Here is a 24,197-nt window from a genome sequence, read left to right as displayed (position 1 = left end):
AGGCTAGAATGCACGGCCTCTAAGCACACCCCCTTCCTGAGGCTGTCCCGACGATGTTGATCCTGCGCGGCGCTCCTGCCCTTTCTGCCTTTCGCCACGGTAAATTACTCGAGCAACTGAGCCAGAAAGTCCCCGCTGTTAGTGGTTTGTACGCTGAATTCGCTCATTTCGCCGAGGTTGACGGCGACCTGAGCGCCGACCAACAGCACGTGCTCGCGCGCCTGCTCAAGTACGGCCCGAGCGTACCGGTACAGGAGCCAAGCGGCCGCCTGTTCCTGGTCATGCCACGTTTCGGCACCATCTCGCCCTGGTCCAGCAAGGCCAGCGACATCGCCCACAACTGCGGCCTGGAGAACGTACAGCGCCTGGAGCGTGGTACGGCTTTCTATGTCAGCGGTGAACTGAGCGCTGCCGATGTGGCCGCAGTCGCCGAACTGCTGCACGACCGCATGACCCAGATCGTGCTGGGCAAGCTCGAAGAGGCCGCCGGTCTGTTCAGCCACGCCCAGCCCAAGCCGCTGACCGCCATCGACATCCTCGGTGGTGGCCGCGCTGCGCTGGAGAAGGCCAACGTCGAGCTGGGCCTGGCCCTGGCCGAAGACGAGATCGACTACCTGGTCACCAGCTTCCAGGGGCTCAAGCGCAACCCGCACGACATCGAACTGATGATGTTCGCCCAGGCCAACTCCGAGCACTGCCGCCACAAGATCTTCAACGCCAGTTGGGACATTGACGGCCAGAGCCAGGAAAAAAGCCTGTTCGGCATGATCAAGAACACCTACCAGATGCACAGCGAAGGCGTGTTGTCCGCTTACAAGGACAACGCCTCGGTGATCGTCGGTTCCGTGGCCGGGCGCTTCTTCCCGAACCCTGAAACCCGCCAGTACGGCGCGGTGCAGGAGCCGGTGCACATCCTGATGAAGGTCGAGACGCACAACCACCCGACCGCCATCGCGCCGTTCCCGGGGGCCTCCACCGGCTCCGGCGGCGAGATCCGCGACGAAGGTGCCACCGGTCGTGGCGCCAAGCCCAAGGCGGGCCTCACCGGCTTCACCGTGTCCAACCTGCAGATCCCGGGCTTCGAACAGCCCTGGGAAAAGCCGTACGGCAAGCCGGAACGCATCGTCACCGCACTGGACATCATGATCGAAGGCCCACTGGGCGGTGCCGCGTTCAACAACGAATTCGGCCGTCCGGCACTGACCGGCTACTTCCGTACCTTCGAGCAATCGATCAGCACCCCGCACGGCGACGAAGTGCGCGGCTACCACAAGCCGATCATGCTCGCCGGCGGCATGGGCAACATCCGTGAAGGCCATGTGCAGAAGGGCGAGATCACCGTCGGCGCCAAGCTGATCGTGCTCGGCGGCCCGGCCATGCTGATCGGCCTGGGTGGCGGTGCGGCCTCTTCGATGGCCACCGGTGCCAGCTCTGCCGACCTCGACTTTGCCTCCGTGCAGCGCGAGAACCCGGAAATGGAACGCCGTTGCCAGGAGGTCATCGACCGTTGCTGGCAACTGGGCGACGCCAACCCGATCGCGTTCATCCACGACGTCGGCGCAGGCGGCCTGTCCAACGCCTTCCCGGAACTGGTCAACGACGGCGGCCGTGGCGGTCGCTTCGAGCTGCGCAACGTGCCCAACGACGAACCGGGCATGGCGCCGCTGGAAATCTGGAGCAACGAATCCCAGGAACGCTACGTACTGGCGGTCGACGCCCAGGACCTGGAGCGCTTCAGCGCCATCTGCGAACGCGAGCGCTGCCCGTTCGCCGTGGTCGGCGAGGCCACGGCCGAGCCGCAACTGACCGTGACCGACAGCCACTTCGGCAACAGCCCGGTGGACATGCCGCTCGAAGTGCTGCTGGGCAAGGCCCCGCGCATGCACCGTTCGGTGACCCGCGAAGCGGAACTGGGCGATGATTTCGACCCGAGCGCGCTGGACCTCAGCGACTCGGTCGAGCGCGTGCTGCGCCACCCGGCCGTGGCCAGCAAGAGCTTCCTGATCACCATCGGTGACCGCACCATCACCGGCCTGGTTGCCCGCGACCAGATGGTCGGCCCGTGGCAGGTACCGGTGGCCGACGTGGCCGTCACCGCCACCAGCTTCGACGTGTACAGCGGTGAAGCCATGGCCATGGGCGAGCGTACGCCGCTGGCCCTGCTCGACGCCCAGGCGTCCGGGCGCATGGCGATCGGCGAGACCCTGACCAACATGGCGGCCTCGCGCATCGAAAAACTGTCCGACATCAAGCTGTCGGCCAACTGGATGTCGGCTGCCGGCCACCCGGGCGAAGACGCGCGTCTGTACGACGCCGTCAAGGCCGTGGGCATGGAACTGTGCCCGGAGCTGGGCCTGACCATTCCGGTGGGCAAGGACTCGATGTCCATGAAAACCCGCTGGGAAGATGAAGGTCGCGAAAAAACCGTGACCTCGCCGATGTCGCTGATCGTGACCGGCTTTGCCCCGGTCACCGACATCCGCAAGACCCTGACCCCGCAACTGCGCATGGACAAGGGCGAGACCGACCTGATCCTGATCGACCTGGGCCGCGGCCAGAACCGCATGGGTGCCTCGATCCTGGCCCAGACCCACGGCAAGCTGGCCAGCCAGGCACCGGACGTCGACGACGCCGAAGACCTCAAGGCCTTCTTCGCGGTGATCCAGGGCCTGAACGCCGACGGTCACCTGCTGGCCTACCACGACCGTTCCGACGGCGGTCTGCTGACCACCGCACTGGAAATGGCGTTCGCCGGCCACTGCGGGCTGAACCTGGAACTCGACACCCTGACCGGCAAGCGTGAAAAAGCTGCGGCCATCCTCTTCAACGAAGAGCTGGGTGCGGTGATCCAGGTGCGCCAGGACGCTACCCCGGACGTGCTGGCCCAGTTCAGCGCTGCCGGCCTTGGCGAAGACTGCGTGGCAGTGATCGGCAAGCCGGTCAACAGCGCCGACGTGGCCATCAGCCTCAACGGCGAAGTGCTGTTCAAGGGCGACCGTCGCCTGCTGCAACGCCAGTGGGCCGAGACCAGCTACCAGATCCAGCGTCTGCGTGACAACGCCGACTGCGCCGCTCAGGAGTTCGACGCGCTGCTCGAGGAAGACAACCCGGGCCTGAGCGTCAAGCTCGCCTTCGACGTCAACCAGGACATCGCCGCGCCGTACATCAAGAAGGGCGTGCGCCCGCAGGTGGCGGTCCTGCGCGAGCAGGGCGTCAACGGCCAGGTGGAAATGGCCGCGGCGTTCGACCGTGCCGGCTTCAATGCCATCGACGTGCACATGAGCGACATCCTCGCCGGTCGCGTCGACCTCGATGCGTTCAAGGGCCTGGTGGCCTGTGGCGGCTTCTCGTACGGTGACGTGCTGGGCGCCGGTGAAGGCTGGGCCAAGTCGGCACTGTTCAACAGCCGCGCACGGGACGCCTTCCAGGGCTTCTTCGAGCGTGCCGACAGCTTCACCCTGGGCGTGTGCAACGGTTGCCAGATGATGTCCAACCTGCACGAACTGATCCCGGGCAGCGAGTTCTGGCCGCACTTCGTGCGCAACCGTTCCGAGCAGTTCGAGGCGCGGGTGGCCATGGTGCAGGTGCAGGAGTCGAACTCGATCTTCCTGCAGGGCATGGCCGGTTCGCGCATGCCGATCGCCATCGCCCACGGCGAAGGCCATGCCGAGTTCGCCAGCGAAGATGCACTGCTCGAAGCCGATCTGTCCGGTTGCGTGGCGCTGCGTTTCGTCGACAACCACGGCAAGGTTACCGAGACCTACCCGGCCAACCCGAACGGTTCGCCGCGCGGGATCACCGGCCTCACCAGCCGCGACGGTCGCGTCACCATCATGATGCCGCACCCTGAGCGTGTGTTCCGCGCCGTGCAGAACTCGTGGCGCCCGGATGACTGGAACGAAGATGCCGCCTGGATGCGCATGTTCCGCAATGCGCGGGCGTGGGTGAACTGAGGGCGTGTTCAAGCTCGCCTTCTTCGTGCCGCCCAGCCACGTGGAGCAGGTCAAGAGCGCTGTGTTCGCCGCGGGTGGCGGACGCATCGGCGCTTATGACAGCTGTGCGTGGCAGGTGCTAGGCCAGGGCCAGTTCCGTCCGTTGAGCGGCAGCCAGCCGTTCATCGGGCAGCATGGCGTGGTCGAGCAGGTCGAGGAATGGCGGGTCGAGCTGGTGGTGGAGGATGCGCTGGTGGGGCCGGTGGTTGCGGCCCTGAAGGCGAGCCACCCCTACCAGACCCCGGCGTACGAGGTCTGGCAGCTCGCTGATTTCTGATTGGCAGGGCTGTGCTCTTCGCTGGCAAGCCAGCTCCCACAGGGTTCTATGTGCGATGCAAAACCCTGTGGGAGCTGGCTTGCCAGCGAAGGGGCCAATCAGGCCACAACAGTTTCTTCCCGCTTGCGCTGCACCCCCACACACGCCAGCAAGCCCACTTCAAACAGAATCCACATCGGTACCGCCAGCAGCGTCTGTGAAAACACATCCGGCGGCGTCAGCAGCATCCCCACCACAAAGCAGCCGACGATCACGTACGGCCGGCTCTTGCGCAATGTCGCCACATCCGTGACCCCCGCCCACACCACGATAAACGTCGCCACCGGTATCTCGAACGCCAGCCCGAACGCCAGGAACAACGCCAGGATGAAGTCCAGATACAGGCTGATATCGGTCATCATCGCCACCCCGTCCGGGGTCACGCTGGCAAAAAAGCCGAACATCATCGGGAACACCACGAAGAACGCAAAGGCCATGCCCGCGTAGAACAGCACGATGCTCGACACCAGCAACGGCAAGGCAATGCGCCGCTCCCTGCGGTACATGCCCGGCGCCACGAACCCCCACACCTGGTGCAGCAGCACCGGCATGGCGATGAACAGCGCGGCCATCAACGTCAGCTTGAACGGCGCCAGGAACGGCGAAGTCACGCTGGTGGCGATCATGCTCGCGCCTTCGGGCAGGTAACGCCGCAACGGCTCGGACACGGCGGTATAGATCACCTGGGCAAACGGGAACAGCCCCAGGAACACCAGGGCGATCGCCAGCAGGCAGCGCACCAGGCGCCGACGCAGGTCGGTCAGGTGGGCGGTCAGCGGCATGCCGGTTTCAGCGACACTCATGAGGACGGTCCATGGGTGGGGGAGGGTGCGGCCGGCGCGTGCAGGCTGACGCCCTGGCGCAGCTCCTGTTCCAGCTGGCGCAGCGGCTGGGCGTCGAGTTCCTGGCTCAGTGCCTGGGTGTCCAGCTCGCGCTCGACCTGGGCGCGCAGCGCGCCCATCGCACGCCTGGCCTGGCCCAGCCCGCGGCCAACGGTGCGCATTGCCACCGGCAGGCGTTCGGGGCCGAGCACCAGCAGCGCCACCACGCCCACCAGCAACAGCTCGGTGAAGCCGATTTCAAACATCAGCTACGCGGCTCCTGGTGGGCCTGCTGCACCTGCTGTACTGGCACGGGGTTGTCTTGGGCCTCTGCCTCGGAGCCGTTGCCCATGGATTTGCGAAAGCCCTGGATCGCCTCGCCCACATCCGAGCCCAGCCCCTTGAGGCGCTTGGTGCCGAACAGCAAGAACACGATCAGCAGCACAATCACCAGTTGCCAGATTCCGATACCGCCCATGTGGAGCACTCCAAGGTTATGAAAAAGAAGGCTTTATCCTGCCTGCGCTTTATGACGCAACGGTGACGCCGAGCGCGTTTGCCATGTGCCTGAAACATCCGCCGTGTTGACTGGCCCCTCTTTGGCACAAGGTGAGGCAACGATGGGCGGCAAGCGACAGCAAGGCGCGGCATTGCTGATGGTACTGGTGGTGCTGGCGATGCTCGCCGGTGGCCTGGCCTGGCTGGTGCAGGAGGGCCGCGCGCAGGTCGACGGGGTGCGCCTGGTGCAGCAGCGCGTGCAGGCGCGGGCGATGGAGCGGGCCGCACTGGCGTTTGCCGAACAGGCCCTGCAAGACCCGGCCTGGCGTGCCAGCCCGCTGTTCTGGCAAGCCTTGCGCGGGCAGCCGCTGCCCTATGCCTTTATCGGTGGTTCGGCCCGTTTGCGCATTCGCGACCTGCACACCTGCTTCAACGTCAACAGCCTGGCCGGCGACGACGCCGAGCGAGCCGAACGCCAACTGCAGTACCTGCTCGGTGGCGACATGGCCGCAGTGCAGATGACCCACGCCCTGGCCGACTGGATCGACAGCGATCACCAGGCGCGCCTGAACGGCGCTGAAAATGATCACTACCTGCGCCAGGCCCCCCCGCGCCTGGCGGCCAATCAGCTGATGCTCGACATGAGCGAACTGAACCTGCTGCTGCAGCCCGACCCGCAGCGCCAGGCGCGCTACCCGCAGCTGTGTGCGCTGCCCGAGACCACCGGCTGGCGGCTCAATGCCAACGCGCTGACGCTCGATCAACTGCCGTTGCTCGAGGCACTCTACGAAGGGGGGCTGAGTCGTGCCCTGTTGACGCGCATCGTCAGCGCGCGGCCGGCGGATGGCTACCGCGATGCCGGCGCATTGCGCCAGGCGCTGGGGGCGCTGGATGATGCGACGTTCGAACGTTTGAGTGAGGGGTTGCTGCTCAACAGCGGGCATTTTCTGTTGCAGCTGGAGATCGAGCAGGACGCTCGTGTGCTGCGCAGCCAGTACCAGGTGCACGCCCGCGGTGTGGTGCAATGGCATGCGCGGGTGCCGGCCCAGCAGGTGCGGGTGACCCGGCGTGAACCGCTGCCCTGGTAAGGGCAACGGTTCATCGGGGCAGCTTACACGCCGATTTCACCGCCATCGTTGCGCTGGATGACCACGGTCGATGCGCGTGGGCGCACCGGGGTGCCGGCTGGCGTGACCGCCGTGGCGACATCGGTGGACGGCCAGTTTTCCGGGTGCTGGATGTTCACGAAGATCGATTTGTTGTCCGGGGTAAACGCGATCCCGGTGACCTCGCAGCCGTTCGGGCCGACGAAGAAACGACGCAGGTCCACCTGGTTCTGCGCGTTGACCGGCACCTGCTTGCCATTGGCGTCTACCAGGTCGGTGGGGATCACCGCCAGCATCTGGTCGTTGGTGTAGCTGGTCAGGGTCGACTCGCCGTTGTCGGTCTGGAACCACAGAATCCCGCGGCTATCGAAGCTCATGCCGTCGGGGCTGGCGAACTGGTTGAGTTCGCTCAGGCCCGAGCGGTTGATATCGGCGGTGGCTGCGGCGTTGGCGCCGAACACGAAGATGTCCCAGGTGAAGGTCAGGTGATCGTCACTGTCGTGCCAGCGGATGATGTGCCCGTGCTTGTTCGGCCCGCGCGGGTTGGCAGCATCGACGTTGGCTGCAGTACGCGAGTCGTTGTTGGTGAGGGTCAGGTACACGTCGCCGTTGAGCGGGTTGACCGTGGTCCATTCCGGGCGGTCCATCGGGGTGGCGCCCACTGCGTCGGCGGCGCCGCGGGTGTTGAGGATGATGCCCGGCAAGTCAGTGTACAGCGCGCCGAGGGTCGAGCCGCCGGTGGTGCTGGTGGCCACGTCGAGCAGCAGCCAGTGGCCGCTGCCGTCGGCGTCGAAGCGCGCCACGTACAGCTTGCCGTCGTCCATGTACTTGGCACCGGTGGCCAGGCGGTTGCTCGGGGTGGCGTCGGCGCTGTCCCACAGGGCGGTAGAGACGAACTTGTAGAGGTATTCGTTCTTGGAGTCGTCGCCCATGTAGAACACCACCGGCTTGCCGGCCACCGGCAGCGCCGGGCAGCAGCCTTCGTGGCGAAAACGCCCGAGTGCGGTGCGCTTGGTGGCGCGGGTGCTGGCGTCGTACGGGTCGATCTCGACGATGTAGCCGTAGGTGCTGGCTTCGTTGCGGTAGTCATCGGTGGCGCTGGCACCGGTGGGGTTGAGGATGAAGCGGGTGAACTCGCCGTCCACTTCGCTGGGATCGTTCGCCGCCGTTTCCCATTTGTAGTTGCCCGCGCTGGTGCTCACGCCGATGCGGCGCTGATCGTCCGGTACGCTAGCGCTGGTGTTGACGAAAATTCCCGGCCAGTTCTCTTCGCAGGTCAGGTAGGTGCCCCACGGGGTGTAGCCGTTGCCGCAGTTGTTGTTGGTGCCGCGGGCCTCGGTGCCGGCGGTGGAAAACACCGTCTTGACGTGGTCGCTGCCGCGCAGCGGGCCGGCCAGGTCCATCACGGTGGCGGTGGTGAAGCGGCGGTTGAGCGGGTCGTTGTCGACCACCTGCCAGCGCCCGCTGACCTTGCTCAGGCGCACCACGCCAGCGCCGTGGGCGTTGATTTCCTTGCGCACTTCCTCGACCGGGCGATTGCCGCTGCCGTCCACGGTGGGACCGGCCGGGTGCAGTGCGTCGGCGTCGATGTATTCGAAGTTGATCGCCAGCAGGCCGTCATCGGAGCTGCCGTTGATAGGGAAGAAGTGCATGCCGTCGTGGTGCATGCCCATCGAGTTGGCCTGGTCGGTGGAGGTATTGGTGCCGTCGCTTTTCCACGGGTTGGCCAGGCTGTTCAGCGGGGTGCCCCAGGGGGCCAGCACGTAGGCGCTGTAGCCGGCGGCGACGACACAGGCGTCGGTGCGCGAGCCAGGGATGGAGTTGAAGCCCAGTTTCAGCTTCGGCTCTTCGGGGGTGACCGGTTCGGGGGTGACCGGTGGCTTGGAATCGTTGTCCGACCCGCCGCCGCTGTCGAAGCAGCCGCTCAGGCCTGTCCCTGCAATCATCGCGATCGCGGCACCGAGGCTGCCGCGTACCACGCTGCGGCGGCTCAGGTAGGCATCCAGGACAGACGCCATTGGCAGGTTGCCACTGGTGTTGCGGTCCAGATTGTCGCCGGTGTCTCGACTCATCTCTTCATATCCTTGTTAAGTGAAGTGGCTTCTACGGAAACCGGCACTCTAGAGCCCAAGTGTGATGATTGATTGGCAGTTTTGTGAAAAGACCTGTCACACCGCTATTGCTTACCAATTGATTTGAATGGGGTTTTGCAGGTCCTGTCGAATAACTGCCATCAAACTGTAATCCCGCCGCCGCACTATCCGGGTCCGACAACAGACAAGCCCGAGGACCACGGAGCAGATGGCGAGCATGCGCAGACGAGAGGTGTTGGGGTGGATGGGCGTCGGCGCCGTGGCGCCCTTGCTGACGGCCTGTTCCAGCCTGGGCATGCCGTCTGCCGGGCACAGTGCCGGGGTCGACCTGCTGTACTTCGGCGACACCCTGGATGCGCGTCAGCCCGGTACGCCGGTAGTGCCCGCCACCCGACTGGGGCCGGTCAGCCACCTGGGCCAGGCGCCGTGGATGAGCGGGGCGAGCGCCCGGCAACCGCGCGCCGAACTCAACCCCTTGCTCGATGCGAGCCTGAGCGAGGGCGTGCACACCGGCGGTTACGCGGTGCTCGGTGCCTTGCTCGAGCAACTGCGCGAAGCGGCGGGCCACGACAATTGCCTGACCCTGGAAAACGGCCAGGGCTGGAACGGCAGCGGCCTGGCCTACCTGACCCAGGGCGCCAGCGGTGTGCAGGGCAGCCACCTGCTCGGCAGCGAAGTGCGTGTCAGCAGTGATGAGCGCGTGCTGTGGCCGCAGCAGTGTGCGGGCCTCTATCGCCAGTACGGCCAGGCCGTGCTCGGCGCCGGCCTCGCCCCGGCACAGGCCCAGGCGCTGGGCACGCCGGCCTTTACGGTGGTGCGCCGCGCCGGCATCAAGGTGGCGGTGGTGGGGGTGACCGACCCCTACGCCCAGGACCAGAAAGCCTCGCTCAAACAGTGGTATCAATCGCTGCTGCCGGCCTTCGAGCAGGCACGACGCGAGGCCGACCTGGTGGTGGCCCTGGCCGATGTCGGCACCGGCCCCGGCCTGTGGCTGGCCGAACGCCTGAGCGACGCCGACCTGGTGCTGTGCGCCCGCGGCCAGGACCTGTGGCCTGCGCCGATCAATGTGCTGCAGGCCAGTGGCAGGCAGGTGCCGGTGCTGCTGGCCGGTAGCCGCGCCAGCGGCGTGTTCCAGCTGAACTGCCAGCGCCATGACGGGCGCTGGCAGTTCATCGCGCGTTTTCACCCGGCGTTCGAGCACGCCCTGAGCGCCAGCGGTCAGGCCCGTGCGGGGCAACTGCGCAGCCAGTTGCAGCAGCAACGCGCCGGGCATGCGGCCTGGCTCGACCAGCCGCTGGCGCGTGCCCCGCAAGCGTTGTGGCGGCGCGATACGCGTGGCGGCAGTTGGGACAACCTGCTGCAGCAGGCGCTGGCCGAGGGCAGTTCGGCGCCAGTGCTGCTGCCGGGGTTACGTTACGACAGCCCGTTGGCGGCGGGGCAACCGATCACCCGCGAGCACCTGATCAGCCTTACCGGCAGCTACCCGGCACCGGTGGTGCAGGTGCCGGCTCGCCAGATTCAGCAGGTGCTGGAAAACGCCGCCGAGCAACTGTTCGGTGCCCCCCTGCTGCTGGACAACAGCCAGGACCTGCCACGCTGGTTCGGCGAACCCTGGCAGGTCAGCTACAGCCCTTCGGGCAAGCGTGTGTCCGGGGTGGCCGCGCTGGAGGGGCAGTGCCGCACGTTCGGCCTGCAGTTCAGCAACGAGTCCGGCGAGCCATTGTGGCAGCGGGTCGAAGCCTGGCTGGCACGGCAGGCGCAGGGCTGGCAGTTGCCGCCGATGGCCTTGCCCGAAGTGCGCTACGTGCAAGGCCATCCCGGCTGGCACCCGCGCGGGCTGCCGAGTTGATCACGCCGTCGCGGGTGTTCACCGCCGTGCTGTTGAGCCTGGCCGGCTGGCTGGCTGCGCAGTGTGTGCTGCTGGCCAGCCGTGCGCCGCTGCCGGCGCCGGCCGAGCAGGTTGCCACGCAGGCCGTGCCCGGGCTGCTGCCGGGCCACTGGCAGGCGCCGCCCGCCAGCGGCGCGCTGCCGCTGACCGGGTTGCCGGTGCAGTACCTGGGCGGGCTCAAGGCCGTGCCGGCAAGCGCCACGGTGGTGGTGCTGCGTTATGGCCAGGCGGTGCGTACCTTCGCGCGCGGCCAGCGCTTGGCGCCCGGTATCGTGCTGCAGGACATCGATGAAGAAGGCCTGATTTTCGACAACCAGGGGCGGCGCGAGCGCCTGCCCTGGCCGCCACGGCCTGCCGTGACCGGTTTCAAGCGCCAAGGATGAAGTGATGATCGCAAGACTCTGCATGGCCGGCGTGCTGGCCCTGGGGCTCAACCTGGCCTGGGCCGAGGAGCCCGAGCCGCTGGCGCTGGATGAAAACGACACGCCGCTGTACGAGGTCAATTTTGTCGACACCGAACTGGGCGAGTTCATCGACAGTGTGTCGCGCATCACCGGTACCACCTTCATCGTCGACCCGCGGGTCAAGGGCAAGGTCACCGTGCGCACGTCGATCGGCATGACAGCGAGGCCATTTACGACATCTTTCTGGCCCAGTTGCGCGCCCAGGGCTTTGCTGCCGTCGACCTGCCCAACGGCAGCGTGAAGATCGTGCCCGACCAGGCCGCGCGCCTGGAGCCGGTACCGGTCGAGGACGGGCGCAAGGCCCAGGCCGGCAGCGACGGCATCGCCACCCGTGTGTTCAATGTGCGCAATGCCGCCAGCGAGCAGATGCTGGCGATCCTCAAGCCGCTGATCGACCCGCGTGTCGGCGTGATCACTCCGTACCCGGCCGCCAACCTGTTGGTGGTCACCGACTGGCGCAGCAACCTGGAGCGTATCGACAGCCTGCTGCGCCAGCTCGATCAGGTCAGCGAAGAGCCGTTGCAGGTGATGCCGCTGCAGCATGCCAGCGCCAGCGACACCAGCCAGTTGATCAGCCGCCTGCTGGCCCGCGAGCAGGGCGCCGACAGCGCCCAGGTGGTCGCCGACCCGCGCAGCAACGCCTTGCTGGTGCGCGGCAGTGCCGACAGCCGCGAACGGGTGCGTGCGTTGCTGGCGCAACTGGATCGTCCGGGCGATGCGTTGCGCAGTTCCAACACCCAGGTGATCTACCTGCGCCATGCCAACGCCGCCGAGGTGGTCAAGGTGCTGCGCAGCCTCAGCCAGGAGGCGGCAGCGCCAGTGGCCGAAGGCGACAAGGGCGCCAAGGCGCCGGCCCCGGTCAACCTGTCGGGTATTCGCCTGGAGTACGAAGAGGGCACCAACGCGGTAGTCATGGTCGGCCCCGACAGCGAACTGGCGGCCTACCGCAACATCGTCGAGCAACTGGACATCCGCCGTGCCCAGGTGGTGGTCGAGGCGATCATCGCCGAGGTGTCCGATTCGCGTGCCGAAGAGCTGGGTGTGCAGTGGCTGTTCGCCGGCGAGAAATTCGGCGCCGGCGCGGTCAACTTCGGTACCGGTGGCGCCAGCATCACCGGCATTGCCGGCGCGGTCGCCGGTGACGACAACGCCGCGCTGGGCAAGCTGCTGTCCGGGGTCAACGGCGTGACCGCCGGCATCGGCAACTTCGGTGGCGGGTTCAACTTCGCCATGCTGGTCAATGCACTCAAGAGCAACAGCGGCTTCAACCTGCTGTCCACGCCCACCCTGCTGACCCTGGACAACGCCGAGGCGTCGATCCTGGTCGGCCAGGAAGTGCCGTTCGTCACCGGCTCCGTGACCCAGGACAACACCAACCCCTACCAGACCATCGAGCGCAAGGAAGTGGGCGTCAAGCTGCGCATCAAGCCGCAGATCAACAGCGACAACACCGTGCGCCTGGACATCGTGCAGGAGGTGTCGTCGATCGCCGACACCGCCTCGGCCAGCGACGTGATCACCAACAAGCGCGAGATCAAGACCAAGGTCATGGTCGAGGACAACGGCCTGGTGATCCTCGGCGGGCTGATCAGCGACCAGGTGACCGAGAGCAATCAGAAGGTGCCGTTCCTGGGGGACCTTCCAGGCATCGGCCGGCTGTTCCGCTCGTCCGGCAGCCAGGGCGTGAAGCAGAACCTGATGGTGTTCATCCGCCCGAAGATCATGCGTGACGGCGCAAGCCTGGCCAGCCTCAGCAGCGAGAAGTACCGCAACCTGCAACAGGGCACACCGCTGGCCTTGCCCGACCTTGCCGACGGCGGCGAATTGCTGCGGGTGTTCCCGGCCAGCCGCCAGCGCCTGGACGAGGGCACCTGGTGATGCCGTTGCTGCCCTACCGCCTGGCCCGCCAGAGCGGCCTGGCCATGGCGCCGGGCGCCGATGGCTGGAACCTGTGGCTGCGCGAGGACGCCGACAGCGACCAGTTGCACGAGCTGCTGCGCGTGCATGGCCAGCCGCAGGAGGTATGCCAGCTGGACAGCGCCAGTTTCGACAACCGCCTGGGCCAGCTGTACCAGGCCGGCGAGAGCGCCACGGCGGCGTTGATCGAAGGCATCGGCGAGCAGGTCGACCTGGACAGCCTGATCGGTGAACTGCCCCGGGTCGAGGACCTGCTCGAAAGCGACGACGAGGCCCCGGTGATCCGCCTGATCAATGGCCTGTTCGGCGAGGCCCTGCGCTTGCAGGCCTCGGACATCCACATCGAAACCTTCGAACAGAGCCTGGTGGTGCGCCTGCGCGTCGATGGTCACCTGCGTGAAGTGCTGCGCCCGCCGCGTGCGCTGTCGGCCATGCTGGTATCACGGATCAAGGTCATGGCACGCCTGGACATCGCCGAAAAACGTCAGCCGCAGGACGGTCGCATCACCCTGCGCTCGGGTGGCCGCGAGGTGGACGTGCGGGTCTCGACCCTGCCCGGCATTCATGGCGAGCGCGTGGTGATGCGTGTGCTCGACAAGCAGGCCAGCCTGCTGTCGCTGGGTAACCTGGGCATGCCGAGCGACGTCGAGACCGGCTTGCGCGCCTGCCTTGCGCGGCCCAACGGCATCGTGCTGAGCACCGGCCCCACAGGCTCCGGCAAGACCACCACGCTGTACGCCAGCCTCAACAGCCTGAACGATGGCAGCCGCAATATCCTCACCGTCGAAGACCCGGTGGAGTACGCCATCACCGGCATCGGCCAGACCGCGATCAACCCGCGTGCCGGCCTGACCTTCGCCAGTGGCTTGCGCGCGATCCTGCGCCAGGACCCGGACGTGATCATGCTGGGCGAAATCCGTGACCGCGAGACTGCGCAGATTGCCGTGCAGGCCAGCCTGACCGGGCACCTGGTGCTCTCGACGCTGCACACCAACAGCGCGGTGGGCGCGGTGACGCGCCTGCGCGACATGGGCGTGGAGCCGTTTCTGATTGCCTCGTGCCTGCGCGGGGTGATGGCCCAGCGCCTGGTGCGGCGGCTGTGCAGTTGTGCCACGGCGCAGCCGTTGCAACCTGCCGAGCGGGCACTGTGGCCGGAGCTGGCGGCGCTGGAGCAGAGTTATCACGCGGTGGGCTGTGCGCAGTGCCAGGGCAGTGGCTATCGCGGCCGGCTGGGGTTGTACGAGTTCATCGAGCTGGATGCGGGGCTGATCGGCCTGCTGTACGACGGCGCCAGCGAAGTGGCGATGCAGGCGCATCTGCAAGGCCGGCGCCTGAGCCTGGCCGGCATGGCCAGCGGCTGCCTGCAGCGGGGCGAGACCAGCCTTGCCGAAGTCCTTCGCGCGGTGCAGGGCTGACCCATGCCGACCTATCGATACCAGGCCGTGGACCTGGCCGGGCGTACCCACAAGGCCAGCCTGCAGGCCGAAAGCGAACGCCATGCGCGCCAGTTGCTGCGCGAGCAGGGCCTGTTCGCGCGTCAGTTGCAGGCGCAGCACGGCGCTGGCGTACAGCCGCGGCGCCAGCGCGTGAGCCGCGCCCAGTTATGCGAGTTGACCCGTCAACTGGCGACCCTGACCGGCGCCGGCATTGCGCTGGTGGATGCCCTGGCCACGCTGGAGCGCCAACTGGTGGAGCCCGCCTTGCGCAACCTGCTGGTGGGGGTGCGCGGCGCGCTGGCCGAAGGCCTGGGGCTGGCCCGCAGCCTGGCACGCCAGGGCGGGCTGTTCACCGGGCTGTACTGCGCGTTGGTCGAGGCCGGCGAGCGCTCCGGGCGCCTGGCCCAGGTGCTCGAACGCCTGGCTGAGCACCTGGAGCAGGTGCAGCGCCAGCAGCACAAGGCGCGTACCGCCCTGATCTACCCGTGCGTACTGATGGGCGTGTCGCTGGCGGTGGTGGTCGGCCTGATGAGTTTTGTGGTGCCCAGGCTTACCGAGCAGTTCGCCCATTCAGGGCAAAGCTTGCCGCTGGTGACCCGGCTGCTGATCGGCACCAGTGAGTCGCTGGTGCTGGTCGGGCCCTGGCTGCTGGGCGCCGGCGCGCTGCTGGCGCTGTTGGCCGCGCGCCTGTTGCGCCAGCCACGCTGGTGCCTGCGCCGCGATGACCTGTTATTGCGCCTGCCGCGTATCGGCGCGCTGTTGCGGGTGCTGGAAAGCGCGCGGCTGTCACGCAGCCTGGCGATTCTGGCCGGCAGTGGCGTGCCGTTGCTCGAAGCCCTGCAGGTGGCCACGGCCACCCTCGAAAACCGGCGTATTCGCCTGGCCCTGGAAAAGGTCGGCAGCGATGTGCAAAGCGGCGTCAGCCTGCACCGTGCGCTGGATGCCAGCGGCCAGTTCCCGCCGATGCTGTTGAACATGGTGGCCAGTGGCGAGGCCAGCGGCACCTTGCCCGACATGCTTGAACGCGTGGCGGACAACCAGGAGCGCGCCTTTGCCCGCCAGGTCGACACGGTGATGGCACTGTTCGAACCGCTGATGATCCTGGTCATGGGCGCGGTAGTGCTGTTCATCGTGCTGGCGGTGCTGTTGCCGATCATGCAGCTCAATCAGGGCCTGACACTTTAAAAGGAGCCTTACCATGCATACCCGACGTTCCCGCCAGCGCGGCTTCACCCTCATGGAAATCATGGTGGTGATCTTCATCATCGGCCTGTTGATCGCACTGGTGGCGCCCAGCGTGCTGGGCAGCCAGGACAAGGCCATGAAGCAGAAAGTGATGGCCGACCTGTCGAGCCTGGAGCAGGCGCTGGACATGTATCGCCTCGACAACCTGCGCTTTCCCACCGCCGAGCAGGGCCTGTCGGCACTGGTGAGCAAGCCGCAGGCGGAGCCGATACCACGCAGCTGGCGTGCAGACGGCTACATCCGGCGCCTGCCGCAGGACCCGTGGGCCTCGCCCTACCAGTACCGTGTGCCGGGGCAGCACGGGCGCATCGACATCTACTCGCTGGGCGCCGACGGCGTGGAAGGCGGTGAGGGCATCGACGCCGACATCGGTAACTGGGACCTGTAGGCATGCCGGCTCAGCGCGGTTTTACCTTGCTGGAGTTGCTGGTGGTGATTGCCATTGCCGGGCTGATGACCGGGCTGGCGGTGGCCTCGCTCGACAGTGTCAAGGCGCCCATGCAGCAAGCCCTTGAGCGCCTGGCTGCGGCGGCACGCGCGCAGGCCGGGCTGGCGCTGCACAGTGGGCAGGTGCGTGGCCTGCGCTGGAATGGCCAGCGGCCCGAGTTCGTGCAACAGGTCGAAGGCGGCCAGTGGCGCGTTGATCCTGTAGCCCTGGGCGACTGGCCCGCCGGGCTGCGTGCGGATTGGCCGGCCAGCCCTGCGCCGCGGGTGATCTTCACGCCTTCGGGCCTGGCCGCACCCGCGTTACTGAACTGGCGCTGGGCTGAGGGCGCGCAGCGCTGGCAGTGGCAGCGCGAGGCCGGCCTGCACATCTCGGTCGTGCCATGAAGGCCCAGCGCGGGTTCACCCTGCTTGAAGTGACCGTGGCCCTGGGCATCGCCGCGACCATGGCGATCATCACCAGCCAGGTGCTGCGCCAGCGCCTGGCGGTGCAGCAGACCGTACAGCAGCATCGCCTCGGCACCCTGTGCGCCCGCGAGCTGGAAGCACGCTTTGCGGTGGAGCAGTACTGGCCTGCGCACGCCCAGAGTCGTGGCGAACTGCGCCAGGGTCCGGGTACCTGCCACTGGCATTTGCAACTGGGTGCGACCGGCGTGCGCAACCTGCGCCGCGGCGAGCTGCTGCTGTTTGCCGACCGCGATGGGCGCGAGTCGCTGGGCCAGTACCGTATCTTTCTGGTACGCCCATGAGGCGTCGGCAACAGGGCCTGACCTTGCTCGAGCTGCTGGTGGCGCTGGCCCTGACCGCCGTGCTCGGGGTGCTGCTGGCCGCGCTGGTGAATGGCTGGCTGACGGTGCGCGAGCGCCTCGACCAGGGGCCGCAGGCAACGTCGGTGCTGAGCTTTTGCCTGGCGTTGGAGCGACGTTTCGACGCCACGGTGCTGCGTCAGTTGCATGAGCAGCGCTTGCCGCTGACGCTGGCCTGGCTGGACTGGCAGCCTGCCGATCTGCAGTTGCAGTGGGTGGCGCTGGCAGCCTGGCCTGCGGCTGAAGGAGGGTCGCGCCTGCAGCGTCAGCGCCTGCGTTACGACCGGCGGACTTCACAGTTGCTGCTGGAGACATCGGCCGACCTGTATGCGGTTGCGCGTACCGAGTGGGTGTTGCGCGAGCAGTTGGCCGGCGTGTCGGCACCGGTGTTCACTTTTCGCCAGGGCAGCCGCTGGCTGGCCTGGCCTTCTGCCGAACGGTCCCAGCCGGATCGCGGCGTGCGTCTTGAATTCCAGCGTGATGGAGACCCCTATGTCTGTACGTTCGTCTTGCCGGAGGGTCAATGACTGATCTTCGACGCTGGCGCCGACGCCCGCCACGGCACTGGTTGCTGGTGCGTCCCGATGCCCACGGCTGGCGCTGGTTGCTGGCCTGTGATGGCGAGGTGCTGCGCTCGGGCGATGGCCGGCCACCGCAGGTGCAGGGCGCGCGCGTGGCGCTGATTCTGCCGGGTAGCGACTGCGCTCACTTCCACCTGCCGGCACCCCCTGGGCTCAAGCGTGAAGAGTGGCCGCTGCTGCTCGAGGACCGCGTGTTGCAGGCGCCAGAGGCCATCCACACCGGGTGTGTGTCGCGTCAGCAGGGCCGCCTGGAACTGGTGAGCGTCGGGCGCGAGCCGTTGGCGCAGTGGCTGGCGCACTGCCAGGGCTGGGGGTTGAAGGTCGAACGTTGCTGGGCGGAGTTCCAGTTGCTGCCCGACGCCGCGCCGGGTAGCGCCTGGTGCTGGCGCCGGGCGCCGGAGTTGAGCCTGTACAAGGGCAGCACGGCGGATGCGCGCCAGCTGTGGCTGGCCTGGCCGACGGCGCTGGGGGCGAGCCTGCCGATGCCCTGGCGCGACCTTGCGATCGAAACACTGGAGGGGCCCTGGCCTGCGCGGCTGGCACCCTTGGAGCGCCTGGCCAGCCTGCTGGAACTGCGTCGAGCACCGCGCCTGCGTCCTCGCCTGGCACGTGGGCAGCAGCGTCTGCTGGCGGGGTGCGCAGTGCTCGCATTGCTGTGGGGCGGCCTGTGGCTGGGCCTGCAATGGCGCCAGAGTGCGCTGTATCAGGCGCAGGTGGCCGCCGTTGCCGGGCCGGTGAGTTCGGCGCGTGCTGCGGCGCAGGTACTCAAGCGCCAGCGCCAGGTGCAGGACGAACACACCCTGCGGCTGCGCCAGCTCGACCAGTTGCAAGCGGCCATGGCGCAGTGGCTGCAGGCCCGGCCCGGTTGGCGTCTGCGCCTGGCGCGGTTTGACGGGGTGCGCTGGCGCCTGCATTTGCACGGCCTGCCGATGCCGGCGGATACGCCGTGGGCGGCGATGGCCGCGAATGCGGGGGCACAGGTAACGGTTGAGCCGGCGACGGATGAACTGCGGTTGGTGTTTGAACTGGGAGCAGGCGCATGAACGTAGACGTAGACAGGCAGCGGCGCTGGCTGATGCCGGCAGCCTGGGTCAGCGTTGCGCTGCTGGTGTTGAGCCTGGCGCTGCGCGAAGGGCTGGCGCAGTGGCGCGAACATACGCAGTGGCAGGCGCTGGCCGCCTCGGCGGCGCAGTTGCAGGCCGGTGTGGCACTCGGCGTCGAGCCGTTGCAGCAGTCGGCGGCGGCGCGCCAGATCGTGGTGCGCGAGGTACAGCCGGCCGAGGCGGGTTGGCAGGTGCAGGGGCGGGTAGCTGACGAGCGCGTGCTGCAGGACTGGTTGCAGGCCTTGCAGCGGGACGGTGCGCGGCCATTGCAATGGGGGTTGGAGCAGGCCGAGGAGGGCTTGAGCTTCGACCTGGTGCTGGCGCGATGAGCGTCAGGGGCGTGGCCTGGATGGCGCTGGTGTTCGGCCTGACGTTGCTGGCGGGGTTGCCGGCGCGCTGGGTGTCCAAGGCGGTGCCGTGGCCGGTCGAAGGCGTGTCGGGTAGCGTGTGGCGGGGCCAGGCCGTGCGGGTGGGGGCCGTCGGGCCGCTGAGCTGGCGCGTGCGCCCGTGGGCCGCACAGGTGCAGGCGGGGTATCAGGCACAGCGCTGGAGCATCGAGCTGGCCGGCTGGCCGTGGGCGTGGCAGGCCACGTTGATACCTTCGGGACCGACCCGCAGCGTGGCAGTGGGCTATCGCTTGAGCGGTGAATGGCAAGGGCAGTTGCAGGTGCGCGGTGCTGGCCGGCGTTGCCGCACGGCGGCGGGGCAGGTGTGGGCCGATGATCTGGCGCTGGTGGCGCCCTGGTCGTTGGCACTGGGGCGTGGCGAGGTACGCGTCGAGTGCAGTGAGGGCCTGAAGGTGCTGGCGCAACTGGGGCTGGCGGGGCAGCATCAGGTCACGCTGCAGGCGGGTATTGCGGGTGCGACGCTGGAGGGGCAAGTAGAGCAGGGGGCGGCGGTGTACCCGGTGCTGGTGGGGGGGCAGTGGCTGGCACAGGGGAGTGAGCAATTGCGCAGAACCTTCAGATGGTGAGGGGACCCTCAGGGCCCCTTCGCCACTGATGGGTCAGGGCCGGATCTCGATCAACGTGCCGTCATTGACCAGGCTCCACACCTCGCGCATGTCGCGGTTGGTCATGGCGATGCAGCCCTCGGTCCAGTCCAGGGTATGGAACAGCGCCTCGGGGTATTCCTCGCTGTCGGGGGTGCCGTGAATCATGATCATGCCGCCCGGCGGCACGCCCTCGCGCCGCGCCCGGGCCGAATCGCTGACATTGGGGTAGGACACATGGATGGCCAGGTTGTAGCGGTCCGACACCTGGCGCCAGTCCAGCCAGTACAGGCCCTCGGGCGTGCGCTTGTCACCCTCGCGCAACTTGGCGCCCTTGGGTTGCTTGCCCAGGGAGATACGGTAGCTCTTCATCGAGGTGGTGCCGCTCATCAGTTGCAGGCGTCGCTCGGACTTGAGCACCAGCACCTTGTCGATCAGCGATGCGCTGGCCGGCGCCGGCGTCAGGGAGGCAGGCGCCACCTGGCTGGCCGGCTTGCGGAGGATGGTTTCGGTAAACGCCGCCTGGGACACCGAGGCCACACCGAGGCAGAAGAGGGCAAGCAACCAGCGCATGAAACGGTATCCCTGAAAGTAGCGACGTCTACGTTGAAGTGGGTGACTCGGCCATCGGCGACAGGCACTCGGTGCGTACCGGATAGTGCTGCACCTGGCGGTCCAGATAGTAGCATTCTAGGGCACGACTGACGGTCCTGAAAGCCAGCTCATCCCATGGGATTTCATGTTCCTCGAACAGGCGCACCTCCAGGCTCTCGACGCCCACGGCAAACGCCAGGTCGGCAAGTTCGGCACGAAAGAACACGTGCACCTGATTGATGTGCGGCAGGTCGAACAGCTGGTACAGGCTCATCGCGCCCAGGCGTGCGCAGGCCTCTTCGTCGGTTTCGCGACGTGCCGCCTGTTCCAGGGTCTCGCCGTTTTCCATGAAGCCGGCGGGCAAGGTCCAGTAGCCGCGGCGCGGCTCGATGGCGCGCCGGCACAGCAGCACCTGGCTGCCATGGCTGGGCAGCGCACCGGCAACGATGTTGGGGTTCTGGTAATGGATGGTCTGGCAATGATCGCAGACATGGCGCGGGCGGTTGTCGCCTTCGGGAATGCGCTCAATGACCGGGTTGCCGCACGCACTGCAGTATTTCATGCTTATCTTCCTGATGACTGCGCCTATCTTCGCGCCACTGTGCGCAGCCCCGCAAGCGTGATCGTCGCGGGGGCTTGGGCGGGCTGCGCCTTTGGTGCATGATGCAGAAAGCTGACAGAACGAGAGAGACCATGCTGGACGAGTTACTTCGCCGAATGAGCAGTCATACGCCGGCCACCCTGGAGACCGATCGACGTTTCCCCGAGGCTGCCGTATTGTTGCCCATCACCCGCAGCGAAGCGCCCGAGCTGGTGCTGACCCTGCGCGCCAAGGGGCTCTCGACCCACGGTGGCGAAGTGGCGTTCCCCGGCGGGCGCCGCGACCCGGAAGACCCTGACCTGGTGTTCACCGCGCTGCGCGAGGCCGAGGAAGAGATCGGCCTGCCGCCAGGCCTGGTGGAGATCATCGGCCCGTTGAGCCCGCTGGTATCGCTGCATGGGCTTAAGGTCACGCCGTTTGTCGGGCTGATCCCCGACTATGTCGAGTATCACGCCAACGATGCCGAGATCGCCGCGGTGTTCAGCGTGCCGCTGGAATTCTTCCGCCAGGACCCGCGCGACCATACCCACCGCATCGACTACCAGGGGCGTAGCTGGTATGTGCCCAGCTATCGCTTCGGCGAGTACAAGATCTGGGGGTTGTCGGCGATCATGATCGTCGAACTGGTCAACGTGCTTTACGATGCGCGCATCAGCCTGCATCAGCCGCCTGAGCGCAGCACAAGAACCTGAGCGGGCCCACCCGCCATTGCCTGACCGTGAGGAACCACGCATGAAGTATCGTCTGGGCGACCTGCGGGTCGAGACCCACCCACAGAGCTGGGTGGCACCCACTGCCACCTTGATCGGCAAGGTCCGCTTGCAGGCCGGTGCCAGTGTCTGGTTTGGCGCGGTGCTGCGCGGCGACAACGAGCTGATCGACATTGGCGAGAACAGCAACGTGCAGGATGGCGCGGTAATGCACACCGACATGGGCTGGCCGCTGACCCTGGGCACGGGCGTGACCGTTGGTCACAACGCCATGCTGCATGGCTGTACGGTCGGTGACTACAGCCTGATCGGCATTGGTGCGGTGATCCTCAATGGCGCACGCATCGGCAAGCATTGCATCATCGGCGCCAATGCGCTGGTGCCCGAGGGCCGGGAGATCCCCGACGGTTCGCTGGTGGTCGGTTCGCCCGGCAAGGTCGTGCGCGAGCTGACCCCGGCGCAGCAGCAACTGCTCGAGGCCAGCGCCGCCCACTACGTGCACAACGCCCAGCGTTATGCCCGCGACCTGGCCCCGCAGGAGGATTGATGAGCCAGCCTGAACGCCCCGTGTCCTCGCCCTGCGTGAACATCTGCGCGCTGGACGAGCAGGACATCTGCACCGGCTGCCAGCGCAGCGCCACTGAAATCACCCGCTGGGGCCGCATGGACAACAGCGAGCGGCGCCAGGTGCTGGTGCTGTGCCATGAACGCGCGGTGGCCGCCGGGCTGGTGCTGTCGGTCGGCAAGGCCGCCGGCTGATAGCTCGGGCTTGGCCGTGCCGGGGCACTCAAGTACCCTGTACGGCTTGCCCATCGGTGCTTCTATGTTCTTTCTGATTGCTTACATCGCCAGCGTGGTGCTGATCAACTACGCCTTTTCCAGCGCGCCGCACCTGGACGTGATCTGGTCCGCCTGGGGCGGGCTGGTGTTCATCCTGCGCGACATGGTGCAGACCCGCTTCGGGCATGGCGCGCTGCTGGCGATGCTGGGCGCGCTGGTGCTCTCGTACGTGACTTCGGAGCCGGCCATCGCCCTGGCCAGTGCCACCGCCTTCGCCGTGTCGGAGTTGATCGACTGGCTGGTGTTCAGCATTACCCGGCGACCGCTGCACGACCGTCTGTGGCTGAGTTCGGCATTGAGCATCCCGCTGGACACCTTCATTTTCTTCGGCATGATCGGCGCGCTGACACCGGCGGTGGTCGGCACGGCGCTGGGCTCGAAGTTTGCCGGCGTCACCGTGGTGTGGCTGGCCATGGCCTGGCGTGCACGCAAGAACGCCTGCGCCATGTAAAATGGCGCTTCTTTTCACCGGGTTGCACCGTGCTGGGGCGGCCCTGGATTCCTTCCCTCTGAGGACCTGAGATGACCCGTATCGGAACCCCCTTGTCGCCGACCGCGACCCGTGTACTGCTGTGTGGCTGTGGCGAGCTGGGCAAGGAAGTGGTGATCGAGCTGCAACGCCTGGGCGTTGAAGTGATTGCCGTGGACCGTTACGCCGATGCCCCGGCCATGCAGGTGGCGCACCGCAGCCATGTCATCAACATGCTCGACGGTGCTGCGCTGCGCGCGGTGATCGAAGCCGAGAAGCCGCACTACATCGTGCCGGAGATCGAAGCCATCGCCACCGCCACCCTGGTGGAACTGGAGGCCGAAGGCTTCACGGTGGTGCCGACCGCTCGCGCCGCGCAGCTGACCATGAACCGCGAAGGCATCCGTCGCCTGGCCGCCGAAGAGCTGGACCTGCCGACCTCGCCGTACCACTTTGCCGACACCTTCGAAGACTACCGCAAGGCCGTCGAAGACCTGGGCTTCCCGTGCGTGGTCAAGCCGGTCATGAGTTCGTCGGGCAAGGGCCAGAGCCTGCTCAAGAGTGTCGATGACATCCAGCACGCCTGGGACTACGCCCAGGAAGGCGGGCGTGCCGGCAAGGGCCGCGTGATCATCGAGGGTTTCATCGACTTCGACTACGAGATCACCCTGCTGACCGTGCGTCATGTCGGTGGCACCACCTACTGCGCGCCGGTCGGGCATCGCCAGGAGAAGGGTGACTATCAGGAGTCGTGGCAGCCGCAGGCCATGAGCCTCAAGGCGCTGGCCGAGTCGGAGCGGGTGGCCAAGGCGGTCACCGAAGCACTGGGCGGTCGCGGGATGTTTGGCGTCGAGCTGTTCGTGAAGGGCGATCAGGTGTGGTTCAGCGAAGTCTCGCCGCGCCCGCATGACACTGGCCTGGTGACCCTGATTTCCCAGGACCTGTCGCAGTTCGCGCTGCATGCGCGGGCGATCCTGGGCTTGCCGATCCCGCTGATTCGCCAGTTCGGGCCTTCGGCGTCGGCGGTGATTCTGGTGGAAGGCACCTCGCAGCAGACTGCGTTCGCCAACCTGGGCGCAGCGCTGAGCGAGCCGGATACGGCCCTGCGCCTGTTCGGCAAGCCTGAGGTCAATGGTCAGCGTCGCATGGGCGTGTGCCTGGCGCGCGACGAGTCGGTCGAAGCAGCGCGGGCCAAGGCGACCCGGGCGTCGCAGGCAGTCAACGTAGAGCTGTAGATTTCACTGGCCCCTTCGCTGGCAAGCCAGCTCCCACAGGGTTATGC

General features: G+C 67.0%; 25 protein-coding genes and 1 pseudogene. 20 read left to right on the top strand and 6 right to left on the bottom strand.

Going from position 1 to position 24,197, the window contains the following annotated elements; genetic code table 11:
- The first annotated feature begins 53 nt into the window (after window positions 1-53).
- Together purL and KUO17_RS15390 are read left to right on the top strand one after the other, a co-directional pair.
- Window positions 54-3,953 (top strand): phosphoribosylformylglycinamidine synthase, encoded by a 3,900-nt coding sequence (gene purL / locus KUO17_RS15395; RefSeq protein WP_217976402.1) that lies wholly within the window; start codon window positions 54-56, stop codon window positions 3,951-3,953.
- A 4-nt stretch (window positions 3,954-3,957) separates the two neighbouring features.
- The gene (locus KUO17_RS15390; RefSeq protein WP_217976401.1) at window positions 3,958-4,269 is read left to right on the top strand and encodes a YqfO family protein; all 312 of its coding nucleotides are present in this window, start codon (window positions 3,958-3,960) and stop codon (window positions 4,267-4,269) included.
- A gap of 98 nt (window positions 4,270-4,367) precedes the next feature.
- On the opposite strand, the gene tatC is transcribed toward KUO17_RS15390, so the two are convergent.
- From tatC to tatA, 3 genes are read right to left on the bottom strand one after another with little or no spacing between them, the layout of a single operon-like run.
- Complete coding sequence (gene tatC, locus KUO17_RS15385; RefSeq protein WP_217976400.1) at window positions 4,368-5,111, bottom strand: twin-arginine translocase subunit TatC; 744 nt, start codon at window positions 5,109-5,111, stop codon at window positions 4,368-4,370.
- Complete coding sequence (tatB, locus tag KUO17_RS15380; RefSeq protein WP_217976399.1) at window positions 5,108-5,395, bottom strand: Sec-independent protein translocase protein TatB; 288 nt, start codon at window positions 5,393-5,395, stop codon at window positions 5,108-5,110. Before tatB ends, tatC begins: the two co-directional genes overlap by 4 nt.
- Window positions 5,395-5,607 carry a twin-arginine translocase TatA/TatE family subunit gene (tatA, locus tag KUO17_RS15375; protein WP_217976398.1) on the bottom strand — a complete coding sequence of 71 codons (213 nt, stop codon included), beginning with the start codon at window positions 5,605-5,607 and terminating at the stop codon, window positions 5,395-5,397. The genes tatB and tatA overlap by 1 nt, the downstream gene beginning before the upstream one ends.
- 142 nt (window positions 5,608-5,749) lie before the next feature.
- On the opposite strand from tatA, the gene gspK reads away from it, so the two are divergent.
- Entirely contained in the window at window positions 5,750-6,715 is a 966-nt protein-coding gene (gene gspK / locus KUO17_RS15370) for a type II secretion system minor pseudopilin GspK (protein WP_217976397.1), read from the top strand.
- Window positions 6,716-6,738: 23 nt separating this feature from the next.
- On the opposite strand, the gene KUO17_RS15365 is transcribed toward gspK, so the two are convergent.
- Window positions 6,739-8,805, bottom strand: a complete 2,067-nt coding sequence (locus tag KUO17_RS15365; protein WP_217976396.1) for a PhoX family protein — start codon at window positions 8,803-8,805, stop codon at window positions 6,739-6,741.
- Between the two features lie 229 nt (window positions 8,806-9,034).
- Between KUO17_RS15365 and KUO17_RS15360 the strand changes: the two genes are divergently transcribed.
- From KUO17_RS15360 to KUO17_RS15305, 12 genes and pseudogenes are all read left to right on the top strand, one after another.
- The gene (locus tag KUO17_RS15360; protein ID WP_217976395.1) at window positions 9,035-10,675 is read left to right on the top strand and encodes a bifunctional UDP-sugar hydrolase/5'-nucleotidase; all 1,641 of its coding nucleotides are present in this window, start codon (window positions 9,035-9,037) and stop codon (window positions 10,673-10,675) included.
- Window positions 10,672-11,097, top strand: a complete 426-nt coding sequence (locus KUO17_RS15355; protein WP_217976394.1) for a pilus assembly protein PilZ — start codon at window positions 10,672-10,674, stop codon at window positions 11,095-11,097. The genes KUO17_RS15360 and KUO17_RS15355 overlap by 4 nt, the downstream gene beginning before the upstream one ends.
- 22 nt (window positions 11,098-11,119) lie before the next feature.
- Window positions 11,120-13,056: pseudogene (gspD, locus tag KUO17_RS15350) on the top strand (type II secretion system secretin GspD).
- Between the two features lie 5 nt (window positions 13,057-13,061).
- The gene (locus tag KUO17_RS15345; RefSeq protein ID WP_217976414.1) at window positions 13,062-14,510 is read left to right on the top strand and encodes a GspE/PulE family protein; all 1,449 of its coding nucleotides are present in this window, start codon (window positions 13,062-13,064) and stop codon (window positions 14,508-14,510) included.
- Between the two features lie 3 nt (window positions 14,511-14,513).
- Window positions 14,514-15,716 (top strand): type II secretion system inner membrane protein GspF, encoded by a 1,203-nt coding sequence (gspF, locus tag KUO17_RS15340; protein WP_217976393.1) that lies wholly within the window; start codon window positions 14,514-14,516, stop codon window positions 15,714-15,716.
- Window positions 15,717-15,729: 13 nt separating this feature from the next.
- Entirely contained in the window at window positions 15,730-16,164 is a 435-nt protein-coding gene (gene gspG / locus KUO17_RS15335; RefSeq protein ID WP_217976392.1) for a type II secretion system major pseudopilin GspG, read from the top strand.
- 2 nt (window positions 16,165-16,166) lie between these two features.
- A complete protein-coding gene (gspH, locus tag KUO17_RS15330; protein WP_217976391.1) occupies window positions 16,167-16,607 on the top strand; it encodes a type II secretion system minor pseudopilin GspH in 441 nt (146 codons plus the stop codon).
- Window positions 16,604-16,969 carry a type II secretion system protein gene (locus KUO17_RS15325; protein WP_217976390.1) on the top strand — a complete coding sequence of 122 codons (366 nt, stop codon included), beginning with the start codon at window positions 16,604-16,606 and terminating at the stop codon, window positions 16,967-16,969. Before gspH ends, KUO17_RS15325 begins: the two co-directional genes overlap by 4 nt.
- Entirely contained in the window at window positions 16,966-17,553 is a 588-nt protein-coding gene (locus KUO17_RS15320) for a prepilin-type N-terminal cleavage/methylation domain-containing protein (RefSeq protein WP_217976389.1), read from the top strand. Before KUO17_RS15325 ends, KUO17_RS15320 begins: the two co-directional genes overlap by 4 nt.
- Window positions 17,550-18,650: a type II secretion system protein GspL gene (locus KUO17_RS15315; protein ID WP_217976388.1), complete on the top strand. Its 1,101-nt coding sequence runs from the start codon at window positions 17,550-17,552 to the stop codon at window positions 18,648-18,650. Before KUO17_RS15320 ends, KUO17_RS15315 begins: the two co-directional genes overlap by 4 nt.
- On the top strand, window positions 18,647-19,039 hold the full coding sequence (gene gspM, locus KUO17_RS15310) for a type II secretion system protein GspM (RefSeq protein WP_255263602.1): 393 nt from the start codon (window positions 18,647-18,649) through the stop codon (window positions 19,037-19,039). Before KUO17_RS15315 ends, gspM begins: the two co-directional genes overlap by 4 nt.
- Window positions 19,036-19,683: a general secretion pathway protein GspN gene (locus KUO17_RS15305; RefSeq protein WP_217976387.1), complete on the top strand. Its 648-nt coding sequence runs from the start codon at window positions 19,036-19,038 to the stop codon at window positions 19,681-19,683. Before gspM ends, KUO17_RS15305 begins: the two co-directional genes overlap by 4 nt.
- Before the next feature lie 33 nt (window positions 19,684-19,716).
- Here the strand turns inward: KUO17_RS15305 and KUO17_RS15300 are convergent, their stop codons facing one another.
- A complete protein-coding gene (locus KUO17_RS15300; protein ID WP_217976386.1) occupies window positions 19,717-20,274 on the bottom strand; it encodes a L,D-transpeptidase family protein in 558 nt (185 codons plus the stop codon).
- A 28-nt stretch (window positions 20,275-20,302) separates the two neighbouring features.
- Entirely contained in the window at window positions 20,303-20,857 is a 555-nt protein-coding gene (locus KUO17_RS15295) for an NUDIX hydrolase (RefSeq protein WP_217976385.1), read from the bottom strand.
- A gap of 131 nt (window positions 20,858-20,988) precedes the next feature.
- On the opposite strand from KUO17_RS15295, the gene KUO17_RS15290 reads away from it, so the two are divergent.
- From KUO17_RS15290 to purT, 5 genes are all read left to right on the top strand, one after another.
- On the top strand, window positions 20,989-21,588 hold the full coding sequence (locus KUO17_RS15290) for a CoA pyrophosphatase (RefSeq protein WP_217976384.1): 600 nt from the start codon (window positions 20,989-20,991) through the stop codon (window positions 21,586-21,588).
- A gap of 40 nt (window positions 21,589-21,628) precedes the next feature.
- Window positions 21,629-22,153, top strand: coding sequence for a gamma carbonic anhydrase family protein (locus tag KUO17_RS15285; RefSeq protein WP_217976383.1), 525 nt, complete (start codon window positions 21,629-21,631; stop codon window positions 22,151-22,153).
- Window positions 22,153-22,365: a DUF1289 domain-containing protein gene (locus tag KUO17_RS15280; RefSeq protein ID WP_217976382.1), complete on the top strand. Its 213-nt coding sequence runs from the start codon at window positions 22,153-22,155 to the stop codon at window positions 22,363-22,365. Before KUO17_RS15285 ends, KUO17_RS15280 begins: the two co-directional genes overlap by 1 nt.
- Window positions 22,366-22,429: 64 nt before the next feature.
- Window positions 22,430-22,897 carry a 7-cyano-7-deazaguanine/7-aminomethyl-7-deazaguanine transporter gene (locus KUO17_RS15275; protein WP_217976381.1) on the top strand — a complete coding sequence of 156 codons (468 nt, stop codon included), beginning with the start codon at window positions 22,430-22,432 and terminating at the stop codon, window positions 22,895-22,897.
- A 71-nt stretch (window positions 22,898-22,968) separates the two neighbouring features.
- On the top strand, window positions 22,969-24,150 hold the full coding sequence (gene purT, locus KUO17_RS15270; protein WP_217976380.1) for a formate-dependent phosphoribosylglycinamide formyltransferase: 1,182 nt from the start codon (window positions 22,969-22,971) through the stop codon (window positions 24,148-24,150).
- The last annotated feature ends 47 nt before the right edge of the window (window positions 24,151-24,197 follow it).

This window comes from Pseudomonas aegrilactucae, assembly GCF_019168305.1.
In the GTDB taxonomy this organism is placed as follows: domain Bacteria; phylum Pseudomonadota; class Gammaproteobacteria; order Pseudomonadales; family Pseudomonadaceae; genus Aquipseudomonas; species Aquipseudomonas aegrilactucae.
The sequence above is the reverse complement of the archived record's forward strand: the minus strand, read 5'-3'. Positions and strand labels throughout refer to the sequence as shown.

Excerpts from the sequence above, each read along its gene's own strand:
- purL (WP_217976402.1), top strand. The coding sequence starts at position 54 with ATGTTGATCCTGCGCGGCGCTCCTGCCCTTTCTGCCTTTCGCCACGGT.
- KUO17_RS15285 (WP_217976383.1), top strand. The coding sequence starts at position 21,629 with ATGAAGTATCGTCTGGGCGACCTGCGGGTCGAGACCCACCCACAGAGC.
- KUO17_RS15295 (WP_217976385.1), bottom strand. The coding sequence starts at position 20,857 with ATGAAATACTGCAGTGCGTGCGGCAACCCGGTCATTGAGCGCATTCCC.
- KUO17_RS15275 (WP_217976381.1), top strand. The coding sequence starts at position 22,430 with ATGTTCTTTCTGATTGCTTACATCGCCAGCGTGGTGCTGATCAACTAC.
- gspK (WP_217976397.1), top strand. The coding sequence starts at position 5,750 with ATGGGCGGCAAGCGACAGCAAGGCGCGGCATTGCTGATGGTACTGGTG.
- tatC (WP_217976400.1), bottom strand. The coding sequence starts at position 5,111 with ATGAGTGTCGCTGAAACCGGCATGCCGCTGACCGCCCACCTGACCGAC.
- gspG (WP_217976392.1), top strand. The coding sequence starts at position 15,730 with ATGCATACCCGACGTTCCCGCCAGCGCGGCTTCACCCTCATGGAAATC.
- KUO17_RS15365 (WP_217976396.1), bottom strand. The coding sequence starts at position 8,805 with ATGAGTCGAGACACCGGCGACAATCTGGACCGCAACACCAGTGGCAAC.
- tatB (WP_217976399.1), bottom strand. The coding sequence starts at position 5,395 with ATGTTTGAAATCGGCTTCACCGAGCTGTTGCTGGTGGGCGTGGTGGCG.
- gspH (WP_217976391.1), top strand. The coding sequence starts at position 16,167 with ATGCCGGCTCAGCGCGGTTTTACCTTGCTGGAGTTGCTGGTGGTGATT.
- purT (WP_217976380.1), top strand. The coding sequence starts at position 22,969 with ATGACCCGTATCGGAACCCCCTTGTCGCCGACCGCGACCCGTGTACTG.
- KUO17_RS15290 (WP_217976384.1), top strand. The coding sequence starts at position 20,989 with ATGCTGGACGAGTTACTTCGCCGAATGAGCAGTCATACGCCGGCCACC.
- gspF (WP_217976393.1), top strand. The coding sequence starts at position 14,514 with ATGCCGACCTATCGATACCAGGCCGTGGACCTGGCCGGGCGTACCCAC.
- tatA (WP_217976398.1), bottom strand. The coding sequence starts at position 5,607 with ATGGGCGGTATCGGAATCTGGCAACTGGTGATTGTGCTGCTGATCGTG.
- KUO17_RS15320 (WP_217976389.1), top strand. The coding sequence starts at position 16,966 with ATGAGGCGTCGGCAACAGGGCCTGACCTTGCTCGAGCTGCTGGTGGCG.
- KUO17_RS15315 (WP_217976388.1), top strand. The coding sequence starts at position 17,550 with ATGACTGATCTTCGACGCTGGCGCCGACGCCCGCCACGGCACTGGTTG.
- KUO17_RS15305 (WP_217976387.1), top strand. The coding sequence starts at position 19,036 with ATGAGCGTCAGGGGCGTGGCCTGGATGGCGCTGGTGTTCGGCCTGACG.
- gspM (WP_255263602.1), top strand. The coding sequence starts at position 18,647 with ATGAACGTAGACGTAGACAGGCAGCGGCGCTGGCTGATGCCGGCAGCC.
- KUO17_RS15325 (WP_217976390.1), top strand. The coding sequence starts at position 16,604 with ATGAAGGCCCAGCGCGGGTTCACCCTGCTTGAAGTGACCGTGGCCCTG.
- KUO17_RS15360 (WP_217976395.1), top strand. The coding sequence starts at position 9,035 with ATGGCGAGCATGCGCAGACGAGAGGTGTTGGGGTGGATGGGCGTCGGC.
- KUO17_RS15300 (WP_217976386.1), bottom strand. The coding sequence starts at position 20,274 with ATGCGCTGGTTGCTTGCCCTCTTCTGCCTCGGTGTGGCCTCGGTGTCC.
- KUO17_RS15280 (WP_217976382.1), top strand. The coding sequence starts at position 22,153 with ATGAGCCAGCCTGAACGCCCCGTGTCCTCGCCCTGCGTGAACATCTGC.